Raw genomic sequence first — 24,414 nt, 5'->3', positions numbered from 1 at the left:
GCAGAGGCTCGGCGGCGTCTTCGGGTGTGCGGGGTCAGCGCTTGAGGCCGCCCTTGTCGGTGTTCTTGGTGAGGTTGGGATTGGTCTGCTCGCCCTGACCCGACGACTGCGGCTGCGCCGGGGCCGAGACCGCCTGGCCGGCCGGCGCGACGCCGCTGAGGGCGTGCATCGCGCTCCGCTGCGCCTCTTGGGTCTGGGCGTCCAGCTGGGCCTGCGACGACTGGGCCAGGCCCTGGAGGATCTCCGTACGCGCCTGCAGGTTCGGCGCGCGCAGCGCCTCGCTGAACCGCTGGGCCATCTCCAGCCGGTCCTTCGGGTTCAGCGTCTGCGACTGGAGCGTCGGGTCGTGCCGGCCGGCGTTGAAGCTGGCCAGCGAGCTTTCGGCCTTCAGCATGGTCGAGTTGAACTTGGCCTCGAACCACCGGCCCACCTTGCCGGGGGCGGCGGTGACCGCGTCCCGGGCCGTCCGGGCGCCGCCGACGACCGCGTCGCGGGTGTCCCGAGCGGTGCCGACCGCGGCCGTCCGGAGGTCCCGGGCGCCCTGGGCGATCTGCTGGCCGGTCTCGTTCAGCCGGTCGGCTCCGGCCTGCCACGCCTGGTCGAGCCGGACCTGTCCGCGCTGGGCCGCGTCGACGATGCCGTCGCGAGCACCCTGATAGGTCTCCGCGACCCGCTGGCCGGCCGCGTTCACGCGGTCCACGCCGCGGTTGTACGCGCCGGCGACCTGCTGACCGAGCTCCTCGGCACCGGCCCGGACGTCGCGCCCGGCCTGCACGACCGTGTCACGGGCGTCGCGAGCACCTTGTACGACGGTGTCCCGGGTGCCCTCGTAGGCACGCGTGGCGCCGGAGACCGCGGCATCGCGGTACTCGCGGGCCTGGGTGGCCAGCGTCTGCGCCGCCTCGCTGATCCGCTGCGACGTGTTGTCGTACGCGAGGTGGACCCGCGCGACGGCGCCGCGGTACGCGTTGGCGATCCGGTCCCGCAACGGGTCCGTGTTCGCGGCCCGCATCAGGTTCGCCTGCTGACGGTCGTCGAGGTTGATGAAGTTGACCGCGGCCTGTCGCTGTTCCGGGGTCATCCCGACGAAGGTGGTGAGGTTCTGCTGCTGCTCCTGCGACAGATTCCTCAGCCAGTCAGCGGAGTCGAGGAAGCTTCCCGGCTGCCATCCTCCGGGGCCTTCAGATGGTGTCGTCATTGCGTCTCCTAATTGATGTAGACCGCGTAGCTGACACCGACTGCGCTGGTCAGCGGGTCACGGGTCGGCTTGGTGCTGAACAACCGGAAATCTGCGCCGGGAAGAGTCCACGCGGCCAGGTGGCGCTTGTCGGCCCCCGCTCCTGGCCCCCACTCGTCGAGGAAGGTGGGACTGCTGTCGTTGCCGACGTAGGCCGGCTCTCCGAAGTACTTGGTCGCCAGCGCGAGGTGGTCGCCCCAATGGGCGTCGAGCCCCGCCTCGGCCTCGGCGATGTCGCCCGGACCGATCTCGTACGCGCACCAGCCACTGTTCTGGGCGTCGGCGAACGCGAGGCCCGGGAACACGATGATCGTGCTGTTGCGCTTCGTGGTGAAGCCCCACGACGCCAGCACCGGATCGATCTGCTCGCCGGCGGCGAGCGGCCAGGGCTGCCAGTCGGTGGCCGCGGTGACCCGCTGCACGATTGCCCGGACGACCTCCGGCCCGCTCTTGTCGTCGTTCGGGCCGGCGATCGCCGACCAGTCGCGGATGTCGGCGAAGTCGGCGAAGGCCCGGTCGTCCTCGTCGAGTGGCCTGTCCAGCGTTTTCATTCCGGGCTTGTTCCTTCCGTCAGTGCTCAAGCCGTCGTCGGAAACCGTACGGCGGTGTCGGGGTCAGGAATTGCGTTGAAATACAGGGGATCCGGTCTGATCCGGCGCTAGCGGGCCGGGCCGTTCCGGTCGTTGCCTCGTGCTGTCGGGCCGCCGGTCTGGGGGCGGGCCCCGGTGCTGCCTGCGGCACGGGTGGGGCCCGGTGGCAGGAGACCGGCGCGGAGGTTCGCGTCCAGCTCCGGCGAACTGACGGCCGGGCCTGCGGTGGCGGCGTTGCGATCGTGGGCGAGGGCCGTCAGCGAGGTCTCGGACACGCTGCTCAGGTCTCCGGTGGGCGCCGGCGTACCGACGTTGGAGAACCTGGCGTCGCGCTGAGCTTCCCGGGCGATGGCTGTTGGTGTCCTCATGTCCCCTCCTCGTTGAGGTAGACCGTGTAGTTGATTCCGACCGACACCGACAACGGGCGCGCTGTCGGCTTGTTGCTGTACAGATGGATCTCCGCACCGGGCGGCGTCCACACGGCGAGGTGCCGGCGGTCGGCGCCGGCGCCCGGCGACCAGTCGTCGACGAATCCGGTCTTGCTGTCTATTCCGACGTACGCCGGCTGTCCCCAGTGCCGGCAGGCGAGGTCGAATTTCTCCGGCCAGTGTTCGTCGAGTCCGGCGACCGCCGCGTCGATGTCGGTGCGCTCGATGGCGAACGCCACCCAGCCGCTGAACGGACTGTGCGGCAGCACCTGGTCGTCGTAGACGGCGAGCTCGGTCTTGCGGCGGGTGAGGAATCCCCAACCGTCCAGCTGGTCGTCGATCACGGTCCTGCGGGTGATCGGCCACGGCTTCCAGTTGGTGGCCGACTTGACCCGGCGGATCAGGCGGCGCACCGGGTCCGGGCCGGTGGCGCCCGACTGGGGTCCGCCGAGGCGTCGCCAGTCGCGGACCTCGGCGAGGTCCGCCATCGCGCGGTCGTCGTCGTCCAACGGCCGGTCAAGTGTCTTCATCCGTGCGGCTGTTCCTATCGTCGCGGTGCATCACACTCTGCTGTCGAAGCTACGACCCCGGCGGGGTCAGACGGCCCGTTCATCTCACGGAGCGCAAAAGAACAGCCGCCCTGGGAAGCTTCCCAGGGCGGCTGTCGGGTAGGTCAACCGGACTTTGGTCTCCGTTCGGTAAACCTCAGTGCCGTATGAGTGCCGTCTCAGTGCCGTCTTAGTGCCGTCTTAGTGCATGGCCGCGGCGGCGGACGACTCCAGCGACTGCTCGCCTTCGCCCTCTGCCTTCGGGCCGTCGTTGCGGCCGGCCAGCTTCTGCTCCGGCGTGATGATCGCCAGGATCAGCGCGATCGCGAGGAACGGCAGCGAGACCAGGAAGACGTCGTCCATCGCGTCGACCAGCCCGTGCAGGGCGAAGCCCTTCATCGGCTCCTTCAGCGCGTGCAGCGCCTGGACGCTGTTGGCCGCCTTGGCGAGTCCGTCGACCATCGACTGCGTGGCGTTCGGGATGATGTCGCCCAGGTGGTCCTTCAGCCGGCTGGTCAGTACGGCGCCGTAGACCGCCGTACCGATCGCGCCGCCCATCGAGCGGAAGAACGTCATCGTCGAGGTCGCGCTACCCATGTGCTGCCGGGGAACGCTGTTCTGCGCGGCGGTGACGGTGATCTGCATCGACAGACCCAGACCGGCGCCCATCACGAACATGTAGATCGCCAGCTGCCAGTACGGCGTGCTCAGGCTCAGCGTGGACAGCAGGATCATCGCGCCGCCGACCAGCACCGCCGAGATGATCGGGAAGTGCTTGTACCGGCCGCTCTTGCTCATCATCTGGCCGCTCGGGATCGACGCGGAGAAGATACCGACGATCATCGGCAGCAACGCCAGGCCGGAGCGGGTCGGCGACAGGTCCTTGACGGCCTGCAGGTACAGCGGAAGGAAGATCAGCGCACCGAACATCGCGAACCCGAGCAGGAACGCGTACCCGGCGTACCCGGAGAAGATCCGGCCCTTGAACAGGTCCATCGGGATGATCGGCTCGGCCACCCGCAGCTCGATGATCACGAACGCGACGGCCAGTACGACGGCGCCGATCAGCAGCGCCAGCGTGGTCGCGTTGCCCCAGCCGTTGCTCGGACCGCTCCAGGAGACCGCCAGCAGCAGCGAGGTGACAGCGGCGGCGACCGTGGAGGCGCCGAGGTAGTCGATCTTGTGCGAGCGCTTCACGTGCGGCAGCCGGAGTACGGCGGCAACGATGCCCAGGGCAACGAGACCGATCGGGACGTTGATCCAGAAGATCCAGCGCCAGCCGGGACCGTCGGTGAGCAGACCGCCGAGCAGCGGGCCGGCCACCGAGGACAGGCCGAAGACGGCGCCGAAGTACCCCATGTACTTACCGCGCTCGCGCGGCGGGATCACGTCGCCGATGGTGGCGAACGCGAGGGACATCAGACCGCCGGCGCCCAGACCCTGGACGGCGCGGAAGCCGATCAGCTGCTCGATGTTCTGCGACAGCGCGGACAGCACCGAGCCGCCGAGGAAGGTGACGATCGCCGCGATGAACAGCGGGCGACGGCCGTAGAGGTCGGAGATCTTTCCCCACAGGGGGGTCGAGGCGGTCGAGGTCAGCAGGTACGCCGTGACCACCCAGGACAACTTGTCGAGGCTGTTGAACTCGCTGACGATACGCGGCAGCGCCGTACCCACGATGCTCTGGTCGAGCGCGGCCAGGAACATCCCGGCCATCAGGCCGCCGAGAATCACCAGGATCTGCTTGTGGGACAGGTAGCTAGGACCGCTATCGGGCGCAGCGCCGCCGGCGGTGGCAGGCTCTGTGGTGCTCATTTGGTGCTCTCCAGGTTCTTGTCGGTGTTCTCACGGGTTGCGGGGTCGCCGCTGGCCGCGAAGTTCTGGTCTGTACTGCGCTCTGCCGGGGCGGAGGGTCTCGGGGCCACGGCGGCCCACCCCTTCTCGGCCCAGGCGGCGCTGGAGGGTGCTTCGGTCCGGGCGGCGACGCCGTCGGCGAAGCGGGTCATCAGCCGCTCGAAGGTCTGCACGTCCTCTTCGGACCAGCCCTCCATCGCGGCACTCAGCAGCTCCATCCGGTGACGGGCGCTGGCTTCCCACTGCTCGATGCCCTCATCGGTCAGCTCGACCCGGAAGGCGCGGCCGTCGTCGGGGTCGGCGGAGCGGCGGACCAGGCCCAGCTGCTCCAGGGACCGGACGTGCCGGCTGGTGGTCGAGGCGTCGAGCTCGAGTCGCCCGGCGAGGTCGGACAGTCGCAGTGCGCCGTTGCACCGCAGTGCGAACAGCACGACATGCGCGCTGTGGTCGATCGTGTCGCCGGGCTGCTTGGCCTTCAGCCGGCGTCCGATCCGGGTGAACGCGTGCATGACGCCCTCGATGGGGGTCTGCGGTGTATACGCGTCGTTTACTTGCATGCTGCAAGCATATACATGCTTGCGTGATACACGCAAATGAGTTTCCAGGGTATTCAACTGAGCCGCCACTCATTTGCTCTCGGTCGCCGGATGATCACTGTCCGCAGTCGAATCGCGCTGCGTACATCCTTTCGACGGCGGAAGGGGGTGTTCTGTGACGCGAAGTGGTGCTGGATCCCGTTCCGAGGTCGGTCCAGCACCCTGGTCGGGCACTGCGGCCGCCGGGAGGCTTGGGCGGTGATCAAGCGCCCGTTGGTGGAGTTCGGAGTCATTTGTCTTGCTCTGACCTGGGTGCCGTGGGCGGTTCTCAGGCTGACCGGCACGGATGTGAACGAGGGCGTTGGGTCGCTTGTGTTCGCGTTGGCCGCGTCCGGGCCCTCGCTGGCCGCGCTCGTGATGTGGCTGTGGCGGCGTGAGCGGCGGAGGGTGGTCCGCTGGTCCTGGCGGTGGCCGGTGGCGGCGGTCGCGCTCGGTGCGTTGGGGCCGTTCGCTGCCTGCGCGCTGTCCGGTCGGCTGCCTGAGCTGCCGGGCCATGCGTCGTCCGTCGTCGCGAGAGCCGGAGGGGTGCTCGGCGCGGCGGCGTACACATTCCTGGCGGGGCCGGTCTCGGAGGAGTTCGGGTGGCGCGGGTACGTGCAGCCACGGTTGCGGGAGTACTTCGGTCCGTTGCAGACGACTGCGGTGCTCGGGGCGGTGTGGGGGTTGTGGCATGTGCCGCTGTACTTCCTGCCCGGCACGGGGCAGCACGATGACGGGCTGTTCACGGCGGCGGGGGCGACGTTCTTCCTGGAGCTGTTCCCGCTGACGTTCGTGATGCTGTTCGTGAGCGAGAAGCTGCGGGGTGGGGTGCCCGGGGCGATCCTCGTGCACGCCGCGTGGAATCTGACCGAGGAACTGGTGCCGCCGCTCGGTAAGGCGGTCTGGCTGGAGGTGCTGGTCATGATCCTGGTCGCGGCCGCGTTGCTGCCATCCTGGACGGCAGTCGAATCCGGGAGAAGGGTGGCGCGATGACGCAGGTGGCCGTGGTGACCGGTGGCGGGTCCGGGCTGGGGCGGGAGATGGCGCTGGCTCTTGCGGCGGCCGGGTACCGCGTGTGGGTGACGGGGCGCACTGAGGAGAAGCTTGAAGAAACCGCCGCGGCCGCTGGCGCGGCTGGGGGCGTGGTGGAAGGCGCGGTTCTGGACGTGTCCGATGGGGCTGCTGTGCGGGAGTTCTTCAGGGGGCTCGAGCGGGTTGACGTGTTGGTGAACAACGCGGGGACGGGGTCGCCGGCGGCCGGCGTACAGGATGTGCGGGAGGAGGACTGGCGGCGGGTCGTGGACACCAACCTGACCGGTTCGTTCCTGTGCGCGCAGGCGGCGTTCGAGCTGATGCTCCGCCAGGACCCCAGGGGCGGGCGGATCATCAACAACGGGTCGATCTCGGCGCATGTGCCACGGCCGCAGGGGATCGCCTACACCGCGAGCAAGCACGCCATCACCGGTCTGACCAAGGGACTCGAGCTGGAAGGCCGTGCGCACGGCATCACCGCCTGCCAGATCGACATCGGCAACGCGGCGACCGCGATGACCGCCCGGATGGAGCAGGGCGTGCTCCAGCCCGACGGTTCGATCGCGGTCGAGCCGACGTTCGACCCGAAGATCGTCGCGGACTTCGTCGTCCGGATCGCGCAGCTGCCGACCACGGTCGCCGTACCGACCCTGACCGTGATGGCTGCCGGGATGCCGTACGTCGGCCGCGGCTGACCGGCATCAGCCCAAAACAAGAAGAAACTGTCCGGAGGGCCGTCTAGTGTCAGTTGGGTGAGCGAGCAGCGGGAGTCCTTGGTCCATGTCCGCGACCTGCGCAAGTCGTACGGCGACTTCGAAGCGGTCCGCGGCATCGACCTGGACGTGTGGCGCGGCGAGGCCTTCGGGTTCCTCGGGCCGAACGGCGCGGGCAAGTCGTCGACGATGCGGATGATCGGCGCGGTCTCCCCGGCCAGCGGCGGCACGCTCCGCATCCTCGGCCTCGACCCGGCGACCGACGGCCCGGCGATCCGCGCCCGGCTGGGCGTCTGCCCGCAGGACGACACCCTCGACACCGAGCTGACCGTCAAGGAGAACCTCACGATCTACGGCCGGTACTTCGGTCTCAGCCGGGCCGAGTGCCGCGAGCGCGCCGACGAGCTGCTCGAGTTCGTCGCGCTGACCGAGAAGGCGAAGGTCAAGGTCGACGAGCTGTCCGGCGGGATGAAGCGGCGGCTTACGATCGCCCGATCCCTGGTGAGCAAGCCCGACCTGCTGCTCCTCGACGAGCCGACCACCGGCCTCGATCCGCAGGCGCGGCATCTGTTGTGGGACAAGCTGTTCCGGCTCAAACAGGCCGGCGTGACGCTGATCATCACCACCCACTACATGGACGAGGCCGAGCAGTTGTGCGACCGGCTCGTGGTGATGGACGGCGGGCTGATCGCGGCCGAGGGGTCGCCGTCCGACCTGATCCGCGACTACTCGACCCGCGAGGTGACCGAGCTGCGGTTCGGGCCGGACGTGATGCTGGCCGACCATGACGCGCTGGCCGGCAAGGTCGAGGATCTTGCCCAGCGCATCGAAGTGCTGCCCGACCGCCTGCTGCTCTACACCGATGACGGTGAGCGCGCGGTCGCCGCAGTACACGAGCGTGGTCTGCAACCGGCTGCCGTGCTGGTCCGGCGCTCCACCCTGGAGGACGTGTTCCTGCGCCTCACCGGCCGGACGTTGGTGGACTGATGGCGGTCGCTCTCGAGAACGGTCGCCGGATGTTCGACTACTGGCTGACCGTCTACAAGCGGACTTGGAAGGGCACGATGATCAGCAGCTTCCTGCTGCCGATGCTCTACCTGGCCGCGATGGGGATCGGGCTCGGCTCGTTCGTGGACAGCAACGGGACCGGTGCGCTCGGCGGCGTCAGCTACCTGCAGTTCATCGCGCCGGGTCTGCTCGCCTCGACGGCGTTGCAGATCGCGGTCGGCGAGGCGACGTACCCGGTGATGTCCGGACTGAAGTGGCAGAAGTTCTACCACTCGATGATCGCGACGCCGCTGCGGCCTGCGGATGTGGTCTACGGGCAGCTGGCGTTCATCGCGTTCCGGGTGTTGAGCTCGTGTGCGGTGTTCCTGGTGATCATCACGTTGTTCGGCGGGTTGAAGTCGCCCTTGGGGATCCTCGGTCTGCCGGTCGCCCTGCTCGTCGGGATGGCCGTCGCCGGTCCGATCGCGGCGTACGCGACAACCCTGGAGAACGACTCGGGCTTCGCGATGGTGTTCCGCTTCGGCGTGGTGCCGGCTTTCCTGTTCTCGGGGGCGTTCTTCCCGGTCTCACAGTTGCCGGACTGGATCGAGTGGCTCGCGTACGTGAGTCCGCTGTGGCACGCGGTCGACCTGTCCCGCAACCTCAGCCTCGGCACGGTCAACCCGTGGCTGGCACTCGTCAATGTCGTCTATCTGCTGGCCTGGTTCCTGGTCGGCACCTGGCTCGCCGTCCGCGGCTTCACCCGGAGGTTGATCCGCTGATGGCGACTATTGCTGCGAGGGTTGTCCCGGTTCCGGTCCGGCTCGGCGGGGGCCGGCACATCGTCGAGCGGAACTTCCTGCTGTACCGGCGGTCGTGGGTCGTGTTCCTGTCCGGGTTCTTCGAGCCGGTGTTCTACCTGCTCTCGATCGGCATCGGCGTGGCTCACCTCGTCGGTGACTTCACGTTGTCCGACGGCACCAAGATCGCGTACGCCGCGTTCGTCGCGCCCGCGATGCTGGCCAGCTCGGCGATGAACGGTGCGATCTTCGACTCGACGTACAACATCTTCTTCCGGATGAAGTACGCCAAGCTCTACGACTCGATGCTCGCGACACCGCTGCGGCCGTGGGACGTGGCGACCGGCGAGATCACCTGGGCACTGCTGCGCGGTGCGATCTACTCGGCGATGTTCGTGCTGGTCATGCTGATCATGGGGCTGGTGTCGTCGTGGTGGGCGCTGCTCGCGCTGCCGGCCTCGGTGCTGATCGGGTTCGCGTTCGCTGGCGCGGGGATGGCATTGACCACGTTCATGCGCAGCTGGCAGGACTTCGAGTTCGTGCAGTTGGCGATCATGCCGATGTTCCTGTTCTCGGCCACGTTCTACCCGGTCGAGACCTACCCGGCCGCGATCCGCTGGCTGGTCGAGATCACGCCGCTCTACCAGGGTGTCGTCCTCGAGCGCGCCTTCACCACCGGCACCGTCGGCTGGTTCCTCATCATCCACGCGTTGTACCTGCTCGCAATGGGGACCCTCGGCATGTACGTCGCCTCCCGCCGCCTGGGCAAACTGCTGCTGAAGTAGCCGGAACCGCAATGCTGTCGGTGGACGTCGCAGTGGGCATGGACATGTCCTTCAGCGATCTCGTGCGGGCGCCGAAGGTCGAGTTGCCGGATGGGGCGCGGCAATGGGTCGAGGAGTCGCTGCGGTTGCTGATCGAGCATTTCGGGACCGACCCGCTGCGCCGGCCCGCCGTCGTACCGGGGGAGTTCGTTCCGGCCGGCTATGACGGGTCGGAGGCGGCTGGTCGGGAGTTGTGCCTGCTGGTTGCTGAGCGGATGGGGATCCCGGCTGGGCGGATACGGTTCAGTTTCCAGCTGGAGAAGGTGGTCGAGGCCGGGCAGTTGCTGGGGGCAACGCTCGCCGATGCTTTCGTCGCCCAGAGCCTGCCCGCGTTTCGTGGGGCTGCGCCGGAGGACGTCGCCGCTGTTCGGACCCACCGACGGGTCCTTGGCACTCGCGGATCGGCCGACTTCGATGCGGTCGCCCGGCTTGCCGAACTGCTGGTGGAGTGCGGCGCCGGGACCGATGCGCCGGAGGATCCTGACGGTGCCGAGGTCGGGCTGCTGCCGGAGATCCAGCGGTTCGCGTTCCTCGACTTCCTCACCGAGTTGGTGCGTTGCCGGGAGATCGCGGCCGAGCCGGATCCGGTGCGTCGGGTCGAGCTGTCGGCGTGGCGCGAGCGACCTGAGCCCGAGGCTGCTGGGAGGGAGTCGTCGCGCGCCGGGAGATGGACCGACCTGACCTATTGCCTGCCTGGGGTCGAGCTGCTGCCTGGATATACCGCGGTCATGCTCGGCTCCGACGTACTCGCGGATCCGACCGTTCTCATCGCGGCTGTGTCGCATGAGCTCGGGCATCAGGTGCTGATGCCGTCGGACGTGCCTGGTGCGACCGGCGTACTGCGGGAGCCGCTGACCGATCTGTTCGCAGTGCTGCACGGGTTCGGTATCGCGCACGCCAACGCGGCCCTCGACGAGACGACGCTCGGGACGCCGACCGTGGAGACGTTCGGGTACCTCGGCGAGACGGCAGTCGCGGAGGCGCTCGCGGCGTACCGCTTCCAGCAGCATCGGCTGCTGCGGGACGGTCCGCTGCTTCCGGCCTGGCAGCTGGCCCTCGATCCTGAGCCTCGCACCCGCTTCGTCGCACGGCTCGACGAGTTGATCGGAGGTCCGCCGAGCGTCCTCGGCTGGTGATCCAACCGCAACAGTCGGGATGGAACGCGGCGCTGATCGGTCGCGTCAGTTCGGTATGAATCTGATCGGTGCGTGGCGGCGCCGGCAACGGGACCGTGAGCTGCTGTACGGGCCGAAGGTCATGCTGCCTGGGGGACCCGAACAATGGATCGAAGACACGCTCGACTGGCTGACCGGACGGTTCGGGGTCGAACCGCTGCGTCGTCCGCCGGTGGTGCCGAGCGAGTTCGTGCCCCGCGGGTACGACGGCTCGGAGCGCGCGGCTCGTGAGCTTTGCCTGAAGGTGTGCGCGTGGATGGAGGTGCCGGACGATCGCATCCGGTTCAGCTTCCGGATGGACGAGGTCCGCGTGGCCGCTCGAAGTACCGCAGTTCGCCGGCTCAGAGCCGAGCAGCGGGCGGAGATCGTCGCCGTGTCGGGGCTCAAGGCAACGATGACGGCAGCGGAGGTGGATGCTCTGGCCGCCAGCGGTCTCGCGGCGGAGATCGGTGTGCTGGCCGAGCGGGAGCTGCTGGCCGAGGTGAATCGCAGTACGGCGATCGTCCGGGAGACCGACCTCGATCGGCGGGCCGAGCTGTGCGATCGCGCCGAGGCTGTTTGGGCGAAACCGCCGGGGAGCGGATCGCGCGCGTGCTGGCTGGATCTGCGCAGCGGCGGTCTCGACGGGACTGCGGTGATGCTGTCGGCCGATGTGCTTGCGGATCCGTCCGCGGTGGTTGCTGCGACGGCTCATGAGCTCGGGCATGAGGTGCTGTGGGGGTATCACCTGATCGACCGGCAGCGGCAGGATGCTGAGGCGGTTGCTGATCTGTTCGCGGTGTTCCATGGATTTGGGATCTTCTTGGCGAACCAGGCGGTCGAGCGGGTGCCTGGCCGGCGTTCGGAGCTGCGGACGCTCGGCTATCTGGGGGAGCGTGGAGCGTCGGAGGCGTTGGCGGCGTACTGCTTCCGAAGGCATGAGTTGTGGCCGGTGTCGATGTTGCCGGTGATGCCGACGGAGCTGGACCGGTCGGTGCGGATGCGTACGTTCGCGCGGCTCGCGGCGATGGTGAAGGACGCCGAGATCACGTCGATCCAGGAGGGTGCACCGCTGGGCTGATGTCGACCGACGGTGACGGAACGTCCCCGGAAGGTTTGGCGTGACGCCGGACAGGCATGATCCGGCGGGTGAGGAATCCGATCGGGATGATGCGACGAAGCCAGCAGGTACGAAATCAGCTGAAGGCGCCTCGCGAACGGTTGCCTGGTGGTAGCCGGCGATGGATCCGGTCGTCGATGGACTGGTTGGTGGCTGAGTTCGGTCGGGACGTCCTGCTTCGGCCGATCGCGTTGCCTGGTGATGTCATCCCGGATGGGTATGACGGGAGTCGCGCTGCGGCGACCGAGCTTTGTGGTCGGGTTGACGGTCGGATGGATCTTCGGCCCGGGCAGTGTGAGGTGAGCTTCGAGCTCGACGGCGTACGGCGACCGTCGACGCGCGGGACGACCGTGGTGGTGAAGGAGCAGCATGGTCGATGGACCCGCGGGGCTGGGCAGAACCAGATCGAGCTCTCGCCGGCGCTGGCTGCTGATCCGGTCGCGCTGATCGCGATCTATGCGCATGAGGTCGGGCACGAGCTACTCCTGGGCGGCGACCGAATCACCCTCACCCGCCGCCCCGACCACGAGCCTCTGACGGACCTGATCACAGTCTTCTACGGACTAGGCATCTTCACCGCCAACGCGGCGTACGAACGCCGTCCCCGGCCCAACGGGCGTGGGAAACAGCCGGTCGCTCGCGGCTATCTCCGCGAGGCGGCCCTCGCCGAGGCCCTCGCGTACTACGCCCTCCTCCGAGGCGAACGCCACCCCGAATGGGACCGCCACCTGGACCCACCCGTACGCCGAGGCATGCGCAACCAACTAGCAATCCTCCACCGCTAGCCTGCGCGGGTCGTCGTACCGGCGGGGCGGCTAGGGCTTGAGGAGTTGGCGGAGCCACCAGAGGCCGCCTCGTTGCATGGAGGTTTTGCTGGGGCCGGTTAGGTGGTCTGGGAGGTGGGCGTAGGTCATGGTTTGGTGGAGGGTGCCGAGCTGTGTGGCTAGAGCGAGAGCACGGCGTAGGTCTGCAGGAGACGCGTAGGCCTCCCACTCGGTCAAGTACGCGTCCAGGACGCGTTGGTCTGTCGACAGGGGTGAGCGTTCGCCCTCGGTGAACGTCACCATGTCCAGGAACGGGTGTGACAGGGATGCATCCGTCCAGTCGAAGGCCAGGACCTGGTTGCCGCGGACGGCGATGTTGCGGGGATGGATGTCGCCGTGGAGGAGTGTCTCGGGGATGCCGATCGCGATCAGTTCAGTGATTGCCTCGTGCAACTTTTTGGCGCGGTCGGGGAGTAGGGCGCGTTCGTGGGGTTCGAGTTGGTCGGTCATCGGGTTGGGGCCGAGTAGTCCGTCCAGCCCGGCGTCGAGTACGGCGAGGCGGCGGTCGACGCAGCTGATGTCGAGGAGGCGCTCGGGGTGCGTCGCATAGCTGCGCTGCAATCGCGCATGACGGCGTACGGCGTCGATCCACACCTCGATGTCGGTCTCGGCGGCCAGCGGTGTGCCGAGGTCGGGGAGGAGCATCCAGGCACGCTCCGAGTCGATCGCCAAGGGCGCAGGCAGTTCGCCGGGGCGGTCCGAGGAGGCTTTCTCCAGGAACACGGGCTCGTGCGCGAACAGGAACGGCAAGGCGTCCGGGCGCGTGGGCTCGATGGTGGTGGAATGCGCGATCGCCTTGAAATACACGTCACCATCGGCGGTCGGAACGCGCAGCACGTTCGACAGACCCCACGAGCGGACCTGCGTCCACGGACCGGTCACCTCGACGTGCTCAGCGATCCACGGCAGCGCCTCGTCGTACCACTCCGGCCTCGTCCACGCAGGCAGCTCCGGGACGCCGGTCCCCGGCAGCACCTGATACGTGAGCGGGTCCTCGGAGAGGCACGTCAGTACGGCGGTGTCGATGCCCTGGGAGCGCAGCGCCAGGATCGTCGGCTCGACGTCGGGGAACCAGGTCCCGTCCGGCACCTCGACCTCCAGTGAGGTCTCTGACACGCCGACAACGGTGACTCTCATGTGGTGCAGCGTATGTGCCCACCGCGAAACGTAAAGTGATTTTGTGATCGATGCCAGGGATATCGCGCGGGCTGCCGATCTGTTGCACGACGTGGTGGCGCCGACGCCGTTGGAGTACTCGCGGTGGCTGAGCGAACTCGTCGGCGGCGACGTGTTCCTGAAGTGCGAGAACCTGCAGCGGACCGGTTCGTTCAAGTTGCGCGGCGCCTACGTGCGCATGGCCCGCCTCTCCAAGTCCGAGCGCAATCGGGGCGTGGTCGCGGCCAGCGCCGGCAACCACGCGCAGGGCGTGGCGCTCGCAGCGCAGCTCCTCGGCATCAAGGCGACCGTCTTCATGCCGCACGGTGCGCCGATCCCGAAGGAGAAAGCGACCCGGGCGTACGGCGCGGAGATCCGCTTCGTCGGTACATCGATCGACGACTGCCTGATCGCGGCCCGCGCGTTCGCGGACGAGACGGGTGCGGTGCTGATCCATCCGTTCGACCACCCCGACATCGTGGCCGGTCAGGCGACGGCGGGACTCGAGATCGTCGAGCAGTGCCCCCAGGTGCGGACCGTCGTCGTACCGACCGGTGGCGGCGGGTTGCTGGCCGGGATCGCGTCCGCGATGCAGCGCGACGGGATGCCGATCGAGGTCGTCGGCGTCCAGGCGGCCGGCGCCGCGGCGTACCCGGCGTCGCTCGCGGCAGGCGAGCCGGTGCAGCTCGAACGGATGCTGACGATGGCGGACGGGATCGCGGTCGGGCTGCCGGGGAAGGTCCCGTTCGAGGCGGTGCAGGAGTACGTCGGCGAGGTGCGGACCGTCGACGAGGATTCGTTGTCCAAGGCCCTCTTGCTCGTCCTCGAACGCGCGAAGCTCGTGGTCGAACCGGCCGGCGCCGCCGCGGTCGCCGCCGTACTCGACGAGCCGAAGCGGTTCAAGCCGCCGGTCGTCGTCGTACTCTCCGGCGGCAACATCGACCCGCTGCTGCTGATGCGGGTGATCCGGCACGGCATGGCGGCGGCCGGACGGTACCTGTCGTTGCGGGTGCGGATCCCGGACACGCCCGGCGGGCTGGCCACCTTGCTGAGCCAGCTCGCCGCGCTGGACGCGAACATCATCGAGATCCTGCACGAGCGGATCTCGGAGACGCTGAGCCTGGAGGAGGTCGAGGTCGCCCTGCAGCTCGAGCTCCGCGGTGAGGACCACCGCGAACGCGTCCTCGCCGGACTCGTTGCCAACGGCTACAGTTACACGCTCAACTGACGGACGTGGTCCACCAGGCTGACCAGGAACTTGCCGGGCTCCTCCCACGGCGCGAGATGCGCCGAGTGTTCGAACCAAACCGCTTGTTTATAAGGCGCTTCGACCGCCTCGAGCCAGGCTTCGACCGGCTTCGTCGGCGTCGTGTAGTCGTGCCGCCCGAAGAACATCAGCACCGGGATCGGGAACTCCTTCACCCCGCTGTAGTCGATCGTGAGCATCTCGTCCAGCACCCGGCCGAGGGTGAACTCGTTGCCCTCGCCAATGGTCTCGCTGTCCTCGACCGTGTACTCCGGTGACAGCAGTGGCGCCTGGAAGTAGTACAGCGAGTCCTCTCGGTACGCCGACAGCCCGCCGCGGTACTGCGCCCACTGGCGCGCGATGATGATCCGCTCGCGGGTCACCGGCTCGTCACCGGGGTACGGCGCGATCGACGCCAGCTGCTCGAGCGCTTCGGTGTGATCGTGCTCGCGGGCCTGCTCCAGCGCGTACTCGAAGCAGAGCTGCTCGTTCGCGCGGGCGTCGACGATCTGCCCGATGCCGACGTACGCGTGGAACAGATCGGGACGGGTGAGTGCGGCCTGCATCGCGACGATGCTGCCCCAGCTGTGGCCGAGCAGGATCAGCTTCTCGACGCCGTACCGCTGTCTGATCTGCTCGGCGAGCTCGATCGCGTCCTCGACGTACTGCGCGACCGTGAGGGTGTCCGCGATCGTGTCCGGGGCGACGGTGCGCAGGGTCCGGCCGGCCGCGCGCTGGTCGTAGGTGACGACCGTGAAGTACTCCTCGACCGGGCGCTGGAACTGCCAGGCCGCCGGGGCGAGCGGCGATGCCGGACCGCCGTGGACGAAGAGGATGACGGGGTTCGAGCGGTCGTTGCCGCGGGCGTAGACGCAGTGGGGGATGCCACCGGCCGTGAGTTCGTAGTTCTCCTGGACGCCCGACGGCGTCACGATGCGATGCAGGTCCGCGATGACCTCGCGGGCGTCGTCGAAGGTCTCAGTCACCCGTTGAGGGTAGAGGCTCGCAGCTCTTCACGAGAGGTGCGTGCAGACGCTCGGCGAGCACGCGGCGCTGGGTCGGCTGCGCTTCGCCCTGAAGCTGCAGGCCCTCGTCGGTCAGCCGGACGTTGATCGCGCGGCGATCCTCCGGGCACATGTGGCGCTCGACCAGGCCGGCGACCTCGAGGCGGCCGATCACCCGGGACAGCGCGCTCTGGCTGAGGTGCACGGACTTGGCGATCGTCGCCACCTTCGCGGAATGCTCCGGCAGCTCGGCCAGCCGCTCGAGCACCTCGTACTCACTCATACCGAGCGAGTGGCCCACCTGCAGCGCCCGGTCGAGGGCGCAGGTCAGGTCGGCGTGGCGAGCCAGAAGCTCGCGCCACTCCCTGACGTCAGCACTTGCATCGGCGTTGGTCTCACCAGTTCCAACGCTGACCTTCGTAGCGGCCATGACGGTGACCATAGCATGCACGCGCATTCAATGCAAACGCATTTAATGCCTAGACATTAGATGCACATGCATGCAATAGTCTCTCCTCGTGACTACGCAAACCACATCTCCTGCCCGGATGACCTGGGACGCTCGCCTGTGGGGCGCCCTCCTGGTGGTCTGCGGCGTGATCTTCCTCGACGGCCTGGACGTGTCCATGGTCGGCATGTCACTGCCGTCCATCGGCGCCGACCTGGGCGTCTCCCTTTCTTCTCTCCAGTGGGTCGTGACCGGCTACGTGCTCGGATACGGCGGCCTGCTGCTCCTCGGCGGCCGGACCGCCGATCTGCTCGGCCGGCGCCGGGTCTTCCTGATCGCGCTGGCCGTGTTCGCCGTCGTCTCGATGCTGAGCTCGCTGGCGAGCAACCCCGAACTGCTCATCGCGGCGCGGTTCGTCAAGGGAGTCGCCGCGGCGTTCACCGCCCCGGCCGCGCTCTCGATCATCACCACGACCTTCCACGAGGGCCCGGATCGCAACCGCGCCCTCAGCATCTTCACCACCTGCGCCGCCAGCGGCTTCTCGATGGGCCTGATCCTCGGCGGCGCGCTGACCGAGGTCGGCTGGCGCTGGACCTTCCTGATGCCCGGCCCGGTCGCCCTGATCGTGCTGCTGTTCGGCCTCAAGCTGATCCCGAACAGCCCGCGTGACGACGCCGCGGGCGGGTACGACGTACCGGGCGCCGTCACCGTCACCGGCGGCATGCTGTCCCTGGTGTACGCCGTCGTCGGCGCCGAGCACGCCGGCTGGGTCTCGGTGCAGACCTTCGGGCTGTTCGCGCTCGCGATCGTGCTGCTGGCGAGCTTCGTCGTGATCGAGCTGCGCACCAAGCACCCGCTGGTCCGGCTCGGCATCCTGCGCAACCCGTCGCTGCGGCGGGCGAACCTGGCCATCCTGACCGTCTTCGGTTCGTACGTCGCCTTCCAGCTGATCGGCACGATGTACTTCCAGAACCTGCTCGGCTGGTCGTCGTTCCAGACCGCGCTGGGCTTCCTGCCGGCCGGCCTGCTGGTCGCCACGCTCTCGCCGAACGTCGGCAAGATCGTCGACCGGGTCGGCACAGAGAAGATGATCATCCTGGCGATGGGGCTGTTCGTCGCCGGGTACGCGCTGTCGCTGCGGATCGGGCCGGACTCGGCGTACTTCTCGACCGTGTTCCCGACGATCATGCTGCTCGGCCTCGGGTTCGCGATCGGGTTCCCGTCGCTGAACATCCAGGCGGTGTCCGGGGTTCCGGACCACGAGCAGGGGCTCGCGTCCGGGCTGTTCAACACCTCCAACCAGGTCGGCGGCGCGGTGGTCCTCGCGATCGTGACCGCGGTGATCAGCGGCCAGTCGGTCGGCGTCACCACGGCGGCCGGGGTGCTGCCGGCGTACAAGTCCGGGCTGGGGGTCGTGACCGGGATCGCGGCGCTCGGACTGGTGATCGCGCTGACCGGTCTGCGCGGGCTGAAGGCTCGCCGGGCCGCGGAAGAGCAGGAGGAGGCCGAGCTGACCGCCGTACAGGAGGAGCTGGCGTCGGAGGAGATGACGCCGGCAGCGTGACAACAACCAGCTCCGGCTGAGGGGCTGTGCGGTTATAGCTGAGGGGCTGTGCGGTTATAGATGAGTGGTGCGGACTTCTCTCGGGGGTCCGCACCACTGCTATCCGGGGATTCCCCGATTGGTTTCGACCCGTCGGGGTGCTGCACTTGGGGACATGAGCAACCAGAGCTACGACCAGCAGGTCAAGGACATCCTCGACCGGGTCGCCAAGGGCCACCTCTCCACCGAGGAGGCCACCACCCTGATCGCCGCCATCAAGACCACTCCATCCGAGCCAGAAGCTCCGGCGGCAGAAGCTCCGGTTGCCGACGATGTGCCCAGCCCCTCGGCGTGGGCCGCCGCGGTCGACTCCCCGGATGCGGACCCGGCACCGGCCGCGACCGCACCGTCCTCCGCGCCCTCCGCGCCCTCCGCGCCGTCGTCCGAGCCCATCACCGAGCCAACTTCCGAGCCGACCAGCGGCAAGCACGCGGGTGGCCCGGTGCAGGACGTGGTGGACGCCGAAGACGAAGCCGAGCCGGTTGAAGAGGAGCACAGCAACGTGCCGGTCCCGGCAGGGGTGCAGCGGGTGACGGTGCGCGCGATCGGGCGGCGGGTGCGGCTGATCGGTGAGCCCGCTGTGAACGGTGTCGCCGTCGACGGCCCGCACGTGATCAAGCGCGACGGTGACACGCTCGCGATCAGCAGCGAAGGTGACATGGGCGTCTCGATCGACGGCTTCAGCATGCTGCGCAACCCGACCGACCTGAAGGCGCACGTCAACGGCCTCGCCAAGGAGCTGTCGATCCGCGTCAACCCGAGCCTGCAGGTCGAGGTGGAGGTGACCGGCGGGAGCGTGAACGCCGAGCGCCTGCCCGGTCTGACCCGCGTCCGCGTCACCGCCGGTACGGCGAAGGTCTCGGACGTCGACGGCCCGATCGACGTACTCGTGCAGGCCGGCTCGGCCGACCTGGACGCCCAGATCACCAAGGGCCGCTCCCGGGTCCGCGTCGAGTCCGGTACGGCGAAGGTCGCGCTCCGCCGCGGCTCCGACGTCCACGTCCACACCGAGGCCCAACTCGGCCGCGTCACCTGGACCGGCGCCGTCTCCGGCCAGTCCAAGGACGTCGAGATCGGCCGCGGCCGCGCGGCGCTCGACGTAGAGGTCCTCGTCGGCACCGCTCAGATCACCTCGGACTGACACCCACCCACCCACCCACCCACCTCACTCACCCCAGTCGCCGCCCGCGGCCGGGCGTTCGAGTGGATATCCCCTCGAGTTGCTGGTTCTCGCCTCTTGGCGACTGGGGAGAAGGGGCAACGCCAGCGGATAACCCATCAGGGCGTTGGGTGGAGTGGTTGGTGTGAGGGGATCGTCCGCAGCGTGCGGAGTGGGGAGAGGTACAGGAAGGCGTTTCCGGCGAGGGTGCCGAGGCCTGCGATCCACAGGGTGGTGTGCAGGCCGAACGCTGTGGCCAGCGCCCCGCCGAGCAGGCTGCCGAGGGGTGCGGCGCCCCAGCTGACGAAGCTCATGGTGGCGCTCACCCGGCCCTGTAGCTCGGGTGGGCACAGCCGCTGCTGCGTGCTGACCTGCAGGATGTAGCTGACGATGATGCAGAAGCCGGCCAGCAGCGTGCCGACGACGTACCAGCTGACCTGCCACCCCGGTGCGGTGAGCGCCTGCACGGTGAACGCGAGCCCGATACCCGTCGATGACAGCAACAACGTGCGCGCATCGCCGTACCGGGTGCTGAGTCGCTCGGTGACGACCGAAGCGACGATCGCGCTGCAGAGGCCGATCATGCTGAGTACGCCGATGGTTGCCGGCTGCAAATGAACCGCGCGGACCAGATAGACGACCATGATCGCGCCGGCCGCCGCCTGGAACAGCATCGTCACCATCGTGTTCAGCGCGAGCGGGCGCAGCAGCGGGTGATGGAACACGTGCCGCATGCCGTCCGCGATCTCGCGACGCAGGTCGGGCCGTTCGGGCTTCACCGGCTCGGCCTCCGGTGCGCGGATCGAGCGCAGCCAGACGGCCGACCACAGGAAGCTGAGCGCGTCGAGCCCGATCGTCAGCGCCGCGCCGAGCCACTGCACGAGGATGCCGCCCGCGCCTGCGCCGATGACGGCCGCGTTCGAGTGGTTGGCGGCCAGTTTCGCGTTGCCCGGCAGCAGGCGATCCCGCTCGAGCAGTCGCGGCAGGTACGAGCTGTGCGCCACGTCGAACAGCACCGTGAGGATCCCGGCCGGCACGAGTACGGCGTACACCTGCGTGAGCGTGAGTACGTCGAACCACCAGGCGATCGGGATCGATGCGTAGAGCAGTGCTCGCAGCAAGTCGGCGTACACGAGGACCGGGCGGCAGCGGATCCGGTCGGCCCAGGCGCCCGCAAACAGACCGAGCACGAGCCAGGCGGCCGTCTCGCAGGTCCGCAGCAGCGAGACCTGGAGCGTCGACGCGTTGAGGACGAGTACGGCGAGCAGCGGGATCGCGCTCATGCTCAGGCGGGAGCCGAGCTGACTGAGCAGATCAGCGGCCCACAGGCGGCGGAAATCCGGGTGACGGAGGATGCCCATTCCGCGACCGTAGAGCCTGAGTTGAGCCGTGTCGACTCAAGTGTCAACAAAGTTGAGTCGAGGAGACTCAATATAATTCTAGGGTGAAATTGTCGGCGATCTCCGGCAGGATGGTGGCCTGCGTCACATCCAGAAGGGGGACGTGCGGATGGCTGCAATCGAGGCGACCGGCCTCGTGAAGACGTTCAAAGGGAGAAAATCGACGGTCAAGGCGCTCGACGGGATCGACCTCGACGTGCCGGAGGGGACGGTGCTCGGCCTGCTCGGGCCGAACGGAGCGGGCAAGACCACGGCGGTGCGCGTGCTGACCACGCTGCTCCGGCCCGACGCCGGCACGGCTCGCGTGCTCGGGCACGACGTGGTGAAAGAGGCGGACACGGTCCGCGGGCTCGTCGGGCTCTCCGGGCAGTACGCCGCCGTCGACGAACTGCTGACCGGCCGGGAGAACCTGTGGATGTTCGGCCGGCTCTATCGGCTGCCCAGTGACCAGGCCAAGCGACGGGCCGAGGAGTTGCTGGCGACATTCGATCTGACCGACGCCGCGGATCGGATCCTGAAGACGTACTCCGGTGGTATGCGCCGCCGGCTCGACCTGGCGGGCTCGCTGATCGCGCACCCGAAGGTGCTGTTCCTCGACGAGCCGACGACCGGGCTCGACCCGCGGTCGCGGCTCGACCTGTGGCAGATCATCCGCGATCGCGTTCGCGAAGGCGTGACGATCCTGCTGACCACGCAGTACCTGGAGGAGGCGGACGAGCTCGCCGACAGCATCGCGGTGGTCGACCACGGTTCGGTGATCGCCCGCGGTACGGCGGACGAGCTCAAGGCGAAGGTCGGCGGTGAGCGGATCGAGGTCGTCGTGCACGACCCGTCCGATCTGACCCGGGCGCTGGAGCTGCTGACCGCCTCGCTCGGGATCGCCGATCCGGAGGCGACCTCGCTCGACGAGCACGCGCGCCGGATCACGGTGCCGGCGCCGGGCGGTTCGAGCGCGCTGGTCGACGTGATCCGCACGCTGGACGCCGCGGGAATCCGGATCGCCGACATCGGCCTGCGGCGGCCGACGCTGGACGACGTGTTCCTCACCCTCACCGGGCACGAGGCCGAGCAGAAGGAGTCGCTGTGAGTATCGAGGTGCCGGCCCGGGTGAATCCGCTCGCGCGGGCGTTGTCGGACGCCGGGATCCTGGCCTGGCGGAGTCTGAAGCGGATCCCGCGGACCCCGGACATGCTGATCTACGCGACCATCCAGCCGATCATGTTCGTGCTGCTGTTCGCCTACGTGTTCGGCAACGCGATCCCCATCCCCGGCTTCCCCGGACCGAAGGCGTACCGGGAGTTCCTGATGGCCGGGATCTTCGCGCAGACGATGGCGTTCGCGGTCGCCTCGGCGAGTGTCGGGCTGGCCGACGACATGTCGAAGGGGCTGATCGACCGGTTCCGGTCGTTGCCGATGGCAAGGTCCGGGGTGATCGCCGGACGGGTGGTCGGCGACCTGGTGTTCAACACGTTCGTGATGCTGATCATGGTGCTCTGCGGCCTCGTCGTCGGCTGGCGCTGGCACAACGGCTTCGGTCAGGCGCTGGCGGCGTTCGGGATCCTGCTGCTGTTCGCGTTCGCGATGCTCTGGGTGGGTGCGCTGATCGGGTTGTCCGTCGGTGGGCCCGAGGTGGCGTCGTCCGCGGGGCTGATCTGGCTGTTCCCGCTGACCTTCCTCTCGAACGCGTTCGTCCCCACGCCACAACTCCCGAGCGCCCTGCAACCGATCGCCGAGTGGAACCCGATCTCCTCGATCGTCGCCGCCTGCCGCCACCTGTTCGGCAACCCGTCACCGTTCGCCAGCCCGGACAGCTTCCCCGCGCAGCATCCGGTCTGGCTCTCGCTGATCTGGTGCGCCGCAATCATCGCCGTCTTCGCCCCACTGGCAGTCCGCAAGTACCGGAGCGCCACTGGGCATTGACAAGATTTAGACACCGTGCAAATAATCCGAACTGTGTTAAAGAGTCCGGACGGTGACTGGCGTGCAGCCCGCCGGGCGAATGCCCGGGCGGCGGTGCTGGACGCCGCCTGGGGTCTGGTGCGGGAGAACGGGCTGGCCGCGCTGTCGTTGCGTGAGCTGGCCAAGCGCGCCGGGATCACCACGCCGACGGTCTACGCGTACTTCGAGTCCAAGAACGCGATCCTCGACGCGATGTTCGCGGAGGCCGCACAGTCGTTCGTGGAGCTGATGAGCTCGTTGCCGGCGAGTGACGATCCGGTGGCGGACATGATCGCCGCCGTGCGTCACTTCAGCGAGTTCTGCGTCTCCGACGTACCGCGGTACCAACTGTTGTTCCAGCCCTCGGTCCCCGGCTTCACGCCGTCGGCCGAGTCGTACGGGATCGCGGTCAGCGCACTCGAGCTGGCCCGCGATCTCCTCGCACGCAACGGCGTGCACGATCCACGGCACCTCGACATCTGGACCGCGATCACCACCGGCCTGGTCGGCCAGCAGATCTCCAACGACCCGGGCGGCGATCGGTGGACCGGTCTGATCGAGGACGTGACCCGGATGTTCCTCGCGCAGTACGGGGACGCCACGCAGCACAAGGGGAAATCATGACCACAGTCGCGCAGCCCAGACTCCATCACCTGGCTCTCACCGTGACCGACCTCGACTCGAGCGTCGAGTGGTACGGCGACGTGTTCGACGTACACCCGATCCTCGACGTACCGCATCAAGGCGGTGTCGGCCGCATCCTCGCCGACGCGGACCGGCAGCTGATGATCGCGCTGCACCGCCACGACACCAACAACGGTGCCCTCTGTGCCGAGACCGTGACCGGGCTGGACCACGCCGGCTTCACAGTCGCGACCCGCGCCGACCTCGAGGCCTGGCAGGACCACCTCGAGGCGCACGGCGTCGTCCGCGCCGACGTCGCCGACAAACCCCTGACCCAGTCCCCGATCGCCGACGAGCCCTACGCCTCGGTCCTCGTCTTCCGCGACCAGGACAACATCCAGCTGGAACTCTTCGCCCCGGCACAGCACTGACCACAAAGGCCAGCGCCCCGGTGGGGTGTCCACCGGGGCGCTGGGAGCTTTGGTGGGTCAGCCGGTGAAGGGTTCCGCGGCGACGATCTGGACCGTTACGGGCTTGCCGTTGGGCGCCTCGTAGGTGGCCTTGTCGCCCTTCTTCTTGCCGAGGATCGCGGCGCCGAGAGGGGACTGCGGCGAGTAGACGTCGATGTCCACCGACGCGTCCAGGGCGAGCAACTCACGGGAGCCGAGCAGGAACGTCTCGACGTCGTCGTCACCGGCGAAGGTGATCGACACCTTCATGCCCGGCTCGATCTTGCCGCCGGCCTTCGGGGTCTCGCCGACCCGGGCCCGACGGAGCATGTCCTCGAGCTGCCGGATCCGGGCCTCGATCTTGCCCTGTTCGTCCTTCGCGGCGTGGTAGCCGCCGTTCTCCTTGAGGTCGCCCTCGTCCCTGGCCTCGCTGATCCGCTGCGTGATCTCGGCGCGGGCCGGGCCCTTGAGGTGCTCGAGCTCCGACTTCAGCTGGTCGTAACCGTCCTGCGTCAGCCAGACAACGCTGTCCTCATCGATCTTCTGCGTCACGGGCTGCTCCTTGTGTCGGTTGGGATGGGCAGGAAAATACTGCTGGCCGCCGTCGTCGACGGCGACCAATCCAACGAGCGTAGCAAGAGACCGCAGATCACGCAGGGTTTCTGCGGTGACGCAAACACGGGGAAACCGTTTGCCCCGAAG

The 24,414-nt window shown here is 68.3% G+C and carries 26 protein-coding genes; 15 read left to right on the top strand and 11 right to left on the bottom strand.

Annotated features, from left to right (window positions below; genetic code table 11):
• Positions 1–34: 34 nt before the first annotated feature.
• The 6 genes from OHA10_RS02980 to OHA10_RS02955 all read right to left on the bottom strand — a co-directional run bounded on the left by OHA10_RS02980 (position 35) and on the right by OHA10_RS02955 (position 5,214).
• Complete coding sequence (locus OHA10_RS02980; RefSeq protein WP_371404625.1) at positions 35–1,198, bottom strand: hypothetical protein; 1,164 nt, start codon at positions 1,196–1,198, stop codon at positions 35–37.
• Positions 1,199–1,206: 8 nt separating this feature from the next.
• Positions 1,207–1,788, bottom strand: a complete 582-nt coding sequence (locus tag OHA10_RS02975; RefSeq protein ID WP_371404624.1) for a hypothetical protein — start codon at positions 1,786–1,788, stop codon at positions 1,207–1,209.
• 107 nt (positions 1,789–1,895) lie between these two features.
• A complete protein-coding gene (locus OHA10_RS02970; protein ID WP_371404623.1) occupies positions 1,896–2,195 on the bottom strand; it encodes a hypothetical protein in 300 nt (99 codons plus the stop codon).
• Positions 2,192–2,785 carry a hypothetical protein gene (locus tag OHA10_RS02965; protein WP_371404622.1) on the bottom strand — a complete coding sequence of 198 codons (594 nt, stop codon included), beginning with the start codon at positions 2,783–2,785 and terminating at the stop codon, positions 2,192–2,194. Before OHA10_RS02965 ends, OHA10_RS02970 begins: the two co-directional genes overlap by 4 nt.
• Positions 2,786–3,004: 219 nt before the next feature.
• Positions 3,005–4,618 carry an MDR family MFS transporter gene (locus OHA10_RS02960; RefSeq protein ID WP_371404621.1) on the bottom strand — a complete coding sequence of 538 codons (1,614 nt, stop codon included), beginning with the start codon at positions 4,616–4,618 and terminating at the stop codon, positions 3,005–3,007.
• On the bottom strand, positions 4,615–5,214 hold the full coding sequence (locus tag OHA10_RS02955) for a MarR family winged helix-turn-helix transcriptional regulator (protein ID WP_371404620.1): 600 nt from the start codon (positions 5,212–5,214) through the stop codon (positions 4,615–4,617). The genes OHA10_RS02960 and OHA10_RS02955 overlap by 4 nt, the downstream gene beginning before the upstream one ends.
• A gap of 237 nt (positions 5,215–5,451) precedes the next feature.
• Here OHA10_RS02955 and OHA10_RS02950 point away from each other — a divergent pair, with 237 nt between their 5' ends.
• The 8 genes from OHA10_RS02950 (at position 5,452) to OHA10_RS02915 (ending at position 12,647) form a co-directional block, all read left to right on the top strand.
• On the top strand, positions 5,452–6,225 hold the full coding sequence (locus OHA10_RS02950; protein WP_371404619.1) for a type II CAAX prenyl endopeptidase Rce1 family protein: 774 nt from the start codon (positions 5,452–5,454) through the stop codon (positions 6,223–6,225).
• Positions 6,222–6,959 (top strand): SDR family oxidoreductase, encoded by a 738-nt coding sequence (locus tag OHA10_RS02945; protein WP_371404618.1) that lies wholly within the window; start codon positions 6,222–6,224, stop codon positions 6,957–6,959. Before OHA10_RS02950 ends, OHA10_RS02945 begins: the two co-directional genes overlap by 4 nt.
• Before the next feature lie 57 nt (positions 6,960–7,016).
• Positions 7,017–7,964, top strand: coding sequence for an ABC transporter ATP-binding protein (locus OHA10_RS02940; RefSeq protein ID WP_371404617.1), 948 nt, complete (start codon positions 7,017–7,019; stop codon positions 7,962–7,964).
• The gene (locus tag OHA10_RS02935) at positions 7,964–8,746 is read left to right on the top strand and encodes an ABC transporter permease (RefSeq protein WP_371404616.1); all 783 of its coding nucleotides are present in this window, start codon (positions 7,964–7,966) and stop codon (positions 8,744–8,746) included. Before OHA10_RS02940 ends, OHA10_RS02935 begins: the two co-directional genes overlap by 1 nt.
• Complete coding sequence (locus OHA10_RS02930; RefSeq protein WP_371404615.1) at positions 8,746–9,549, top strand: ABC transporter permease; 804 nt, start codon at positions 8,746–8,748, stop codon at positions 9,547–9,549. Before OHA10_RS02935 ends, OHA10_RS02930 begins: the two co-directional genes overlap by 1 nt.
• Positions 9,550–9,569: 20 nt before the next feature.
• A complete protein-coding gene (locus OHA10_RS02925) occupies positions 9,570–10,724 on the top strand; it encodes a hypothetical protein (protein ID WP_371404614.1) in 1,155 nt (384 codons plus the stop codon).
• A 55-nt stretch (positions 10,725–10,779) separates the two neighbouring features.
• Positions 10,780–11,823 carry a hypothetical protein gene (locus OHA10_RS02920; protein WP_371404613.1) on the top strand — a complete coding sequence of 348 codons (1,044 nt, stop codon included), beginning with the start codon at positions 10,780–10,782 and terminating at the stop codon, positions 11,821–11,823.
• 188 nt (positions 11,824–12,011) lie between these two features.
• Positions 12,012–12,647 carry a hypothetical protein gene (locus tag OHA10_RS02915; RefSeq protein WP_371404612.1) on the top strand — a complete coding sequence of 212 codons (636 nt, stop codon included), beginning with the start codon at positions 12,012–12,014 and terminating at the stop codon, positions 12,645–12,647.
• 30 nt (positions 12,648–12,677) lie between these two features.
• Here the strand turns inward: OHA10_RS02915 and OHA10_RS02910 are convergent, their stop codons facing one another.
• Positions 12,678–13,823: a phosphotransferase family protein gene (locus OHA10_RS02910; protein WP_371404611.1), complete on the bottom strand. Its 1,146-nt coding sequence runs from the start codon at positions 13,821–13,823 to the stop codon at positions 12,678–12,680.
• Between the two features lie 43 nt (positions 13,824–13,866).
• On the opposite strand from OHA10_RS02910, the gene ilvA reads away from it, so the two are divergent.
• Entirely contained in the window at positions 13,867–15,069 is a 1,203-nt protein-coding gene (gene ilvA / locus OHA10_RS02905) for a threonine ammonia-lyase (protein WP_371404610.1), read from the top strand.
• Here ilvA and OHA10_RS02900 read toward each other — a convergent pair.
• Positions 15,054–16,073: an alpha/beta fold hydrolase gene (locus tag OHA10_RS02900; RefSeq protein WP_371404609.1), complete on the bottom strand. Its 1,020-nt coding sequence runs from the start codon at positions 16,071–16,073 to the stop codon at positions 15,054–15,056. The two genes, ilvA and OHA10_RS02900, sit on opposite strands and share 16 nt — an antisense overlap.
• Positions 16,066–16,521: a MarR family winged helix-turn-helix transcriptional regulator gene (locus OHA10_RS02895; RefSeq protein ID WP_137258427.1), complete on the bottom strand. Its 456-nt coding sequence runs from the start codon at positions 16,519–16,521 to the stop codon at positions 16,066–16,068. The genes OHA10_RS02900 and OHA10_RS02895 overlap by 8 nt, the downstream gene beginning before the upstream one ends.
• An 88-nt stretch (positions 16,522–16,609) precedes the next feature.
• Here OHA10_RS02895 and OHA10_RS02890 point away from each other — a divergent pair, with 88 nt between their 5' ends.
• Together OHA10_RS02890 and OHA10_RS02885 are read left to right on the top strand one after the other, a co-directional pair.
• Complete coding sequence (locus OHA10_RS02890; RefSeq protein WP_371404608.1) at positions 16,610–18,103, top strand: MFS transporter; 1,494 nt, start codon at positions 16,610–16,612, stop codon at positions 18,101–18,103.
• A gap of 154 nt (positions 18,104–18,257) precedes the next feature.
• On the top strand, positions 18,258–19,283 hold the full coding sequence (locus tag OHA10_RS02885) for a hypothetical protein (protein ID WP_371404607.1): 1,026 nt from the start codon (positions 18,258–18,260) through the stop codon (positions 19,281–19,283).
• A gap of 137 nt (positions 19,284–19,420) precedes the next feature.
• Here the strand turns inward: OHA10_RS02885 and OHA10_RS02880 are convergent, their stop codons facing one another.
• The gene (locus OHA10_RS02880; RefSeq protein WP_371404606.1) at positions 19,421–20,662 is read right to left on the bottom strand and encodes an MFS transporter; all 1,242 of its coding nucleotides are present in this window, start codon (positions 20,660–20,662) and stop codon (positions 19,421–19,423) included.
• 148 nt (positions 20,663–20,810) lie between these two features.
• Here OHA10_RS02880 and OHA10_RS02875 point away from each other — a divergent pair, with 148 nt between their 5' ends.
• The 4 genes from OHA10_RS02875 to OHA10_RS02860 are packed head-to-tail and all read left to right on the top strand — an operon-like array spanning position 20,811 to position 23,694.
• A complete protein-coding gene (locus OHA10_RS02875; protein ID WP_371404605.1) occupies positions 20,811–21,788 on the top strand; it encodes an ATP-binding cassette domain-containing protein in 978 nt (325 codons plus the stop codon).
• Positions 21,785–22,621 (top strand): ABC transporter permease, encoded by an 837-nt coding sequence (locus OHA10_RS02870; protein WP_371404604.1) that lies wholly within the window; start codon positions 21,785–21,787, stop codon positions 22,619–22,621. Before OHA10_RS02875 ends, OHA10_RS02870 begins: the two co-directional genes overlap by 4 nt.
• Before the next feature lie 33 nt (positions 22,622–22,654).
• Complete coding sequence (locus tag OHA10_RS02865; protein ID WP_371404603.1) at positions 22,655–23,263, top strand: TetR/AcrR family transcriptional regulator; 609 nt, start codon at positions 22,655–22,657, stop codon at positions 23,261–23,263.
• A complete protein-coding gene (locus tag OHA10_RS02860) occupies positions 23,260–23,694 on the top strand; it encodes a VOC family protein (RefSeq protein ID WP_371404602.1) in 435 nt (144 codons plus the stop codon). The genes OHA10_RS02865 and OHA10_RS02860 overlap by 4 nt, the downstream gene beginning before the upstream one ends.
• A gap of 57 nt (positions 23,695–23,751) precedes the next feature.
• On the opposite strand, the gene greA is transcribed toward OHA10_RS02860, so the two are convergent.
• On the bottom strand, positions 23,752–24,264 hold the full coding sequence (greA, locus tag OHA10_RS02855; protein WP_134108254.1) for a transcription elongation factor GreA: 513 nt from the start codon (positions 24,262–24,264) through the stop codon (positions 23,752–23,754).
• Positions 24,265–24,414: the final 150 nt, after the last annotated feature.

The organism is Kribbella sp. NBC_00662, assembly GCF_041430295.1.
Classification (GTDB): Bacteria; Actinomycetota; Actinomycetes; order Propionibacteriales; family Kribbellaceae; genus Kribbella.
The sequence above is the reverse complement of the archived record's forward strand: the minus strand, read 5'-3'. Positions and strand labels throughout refer to the sequence as shown.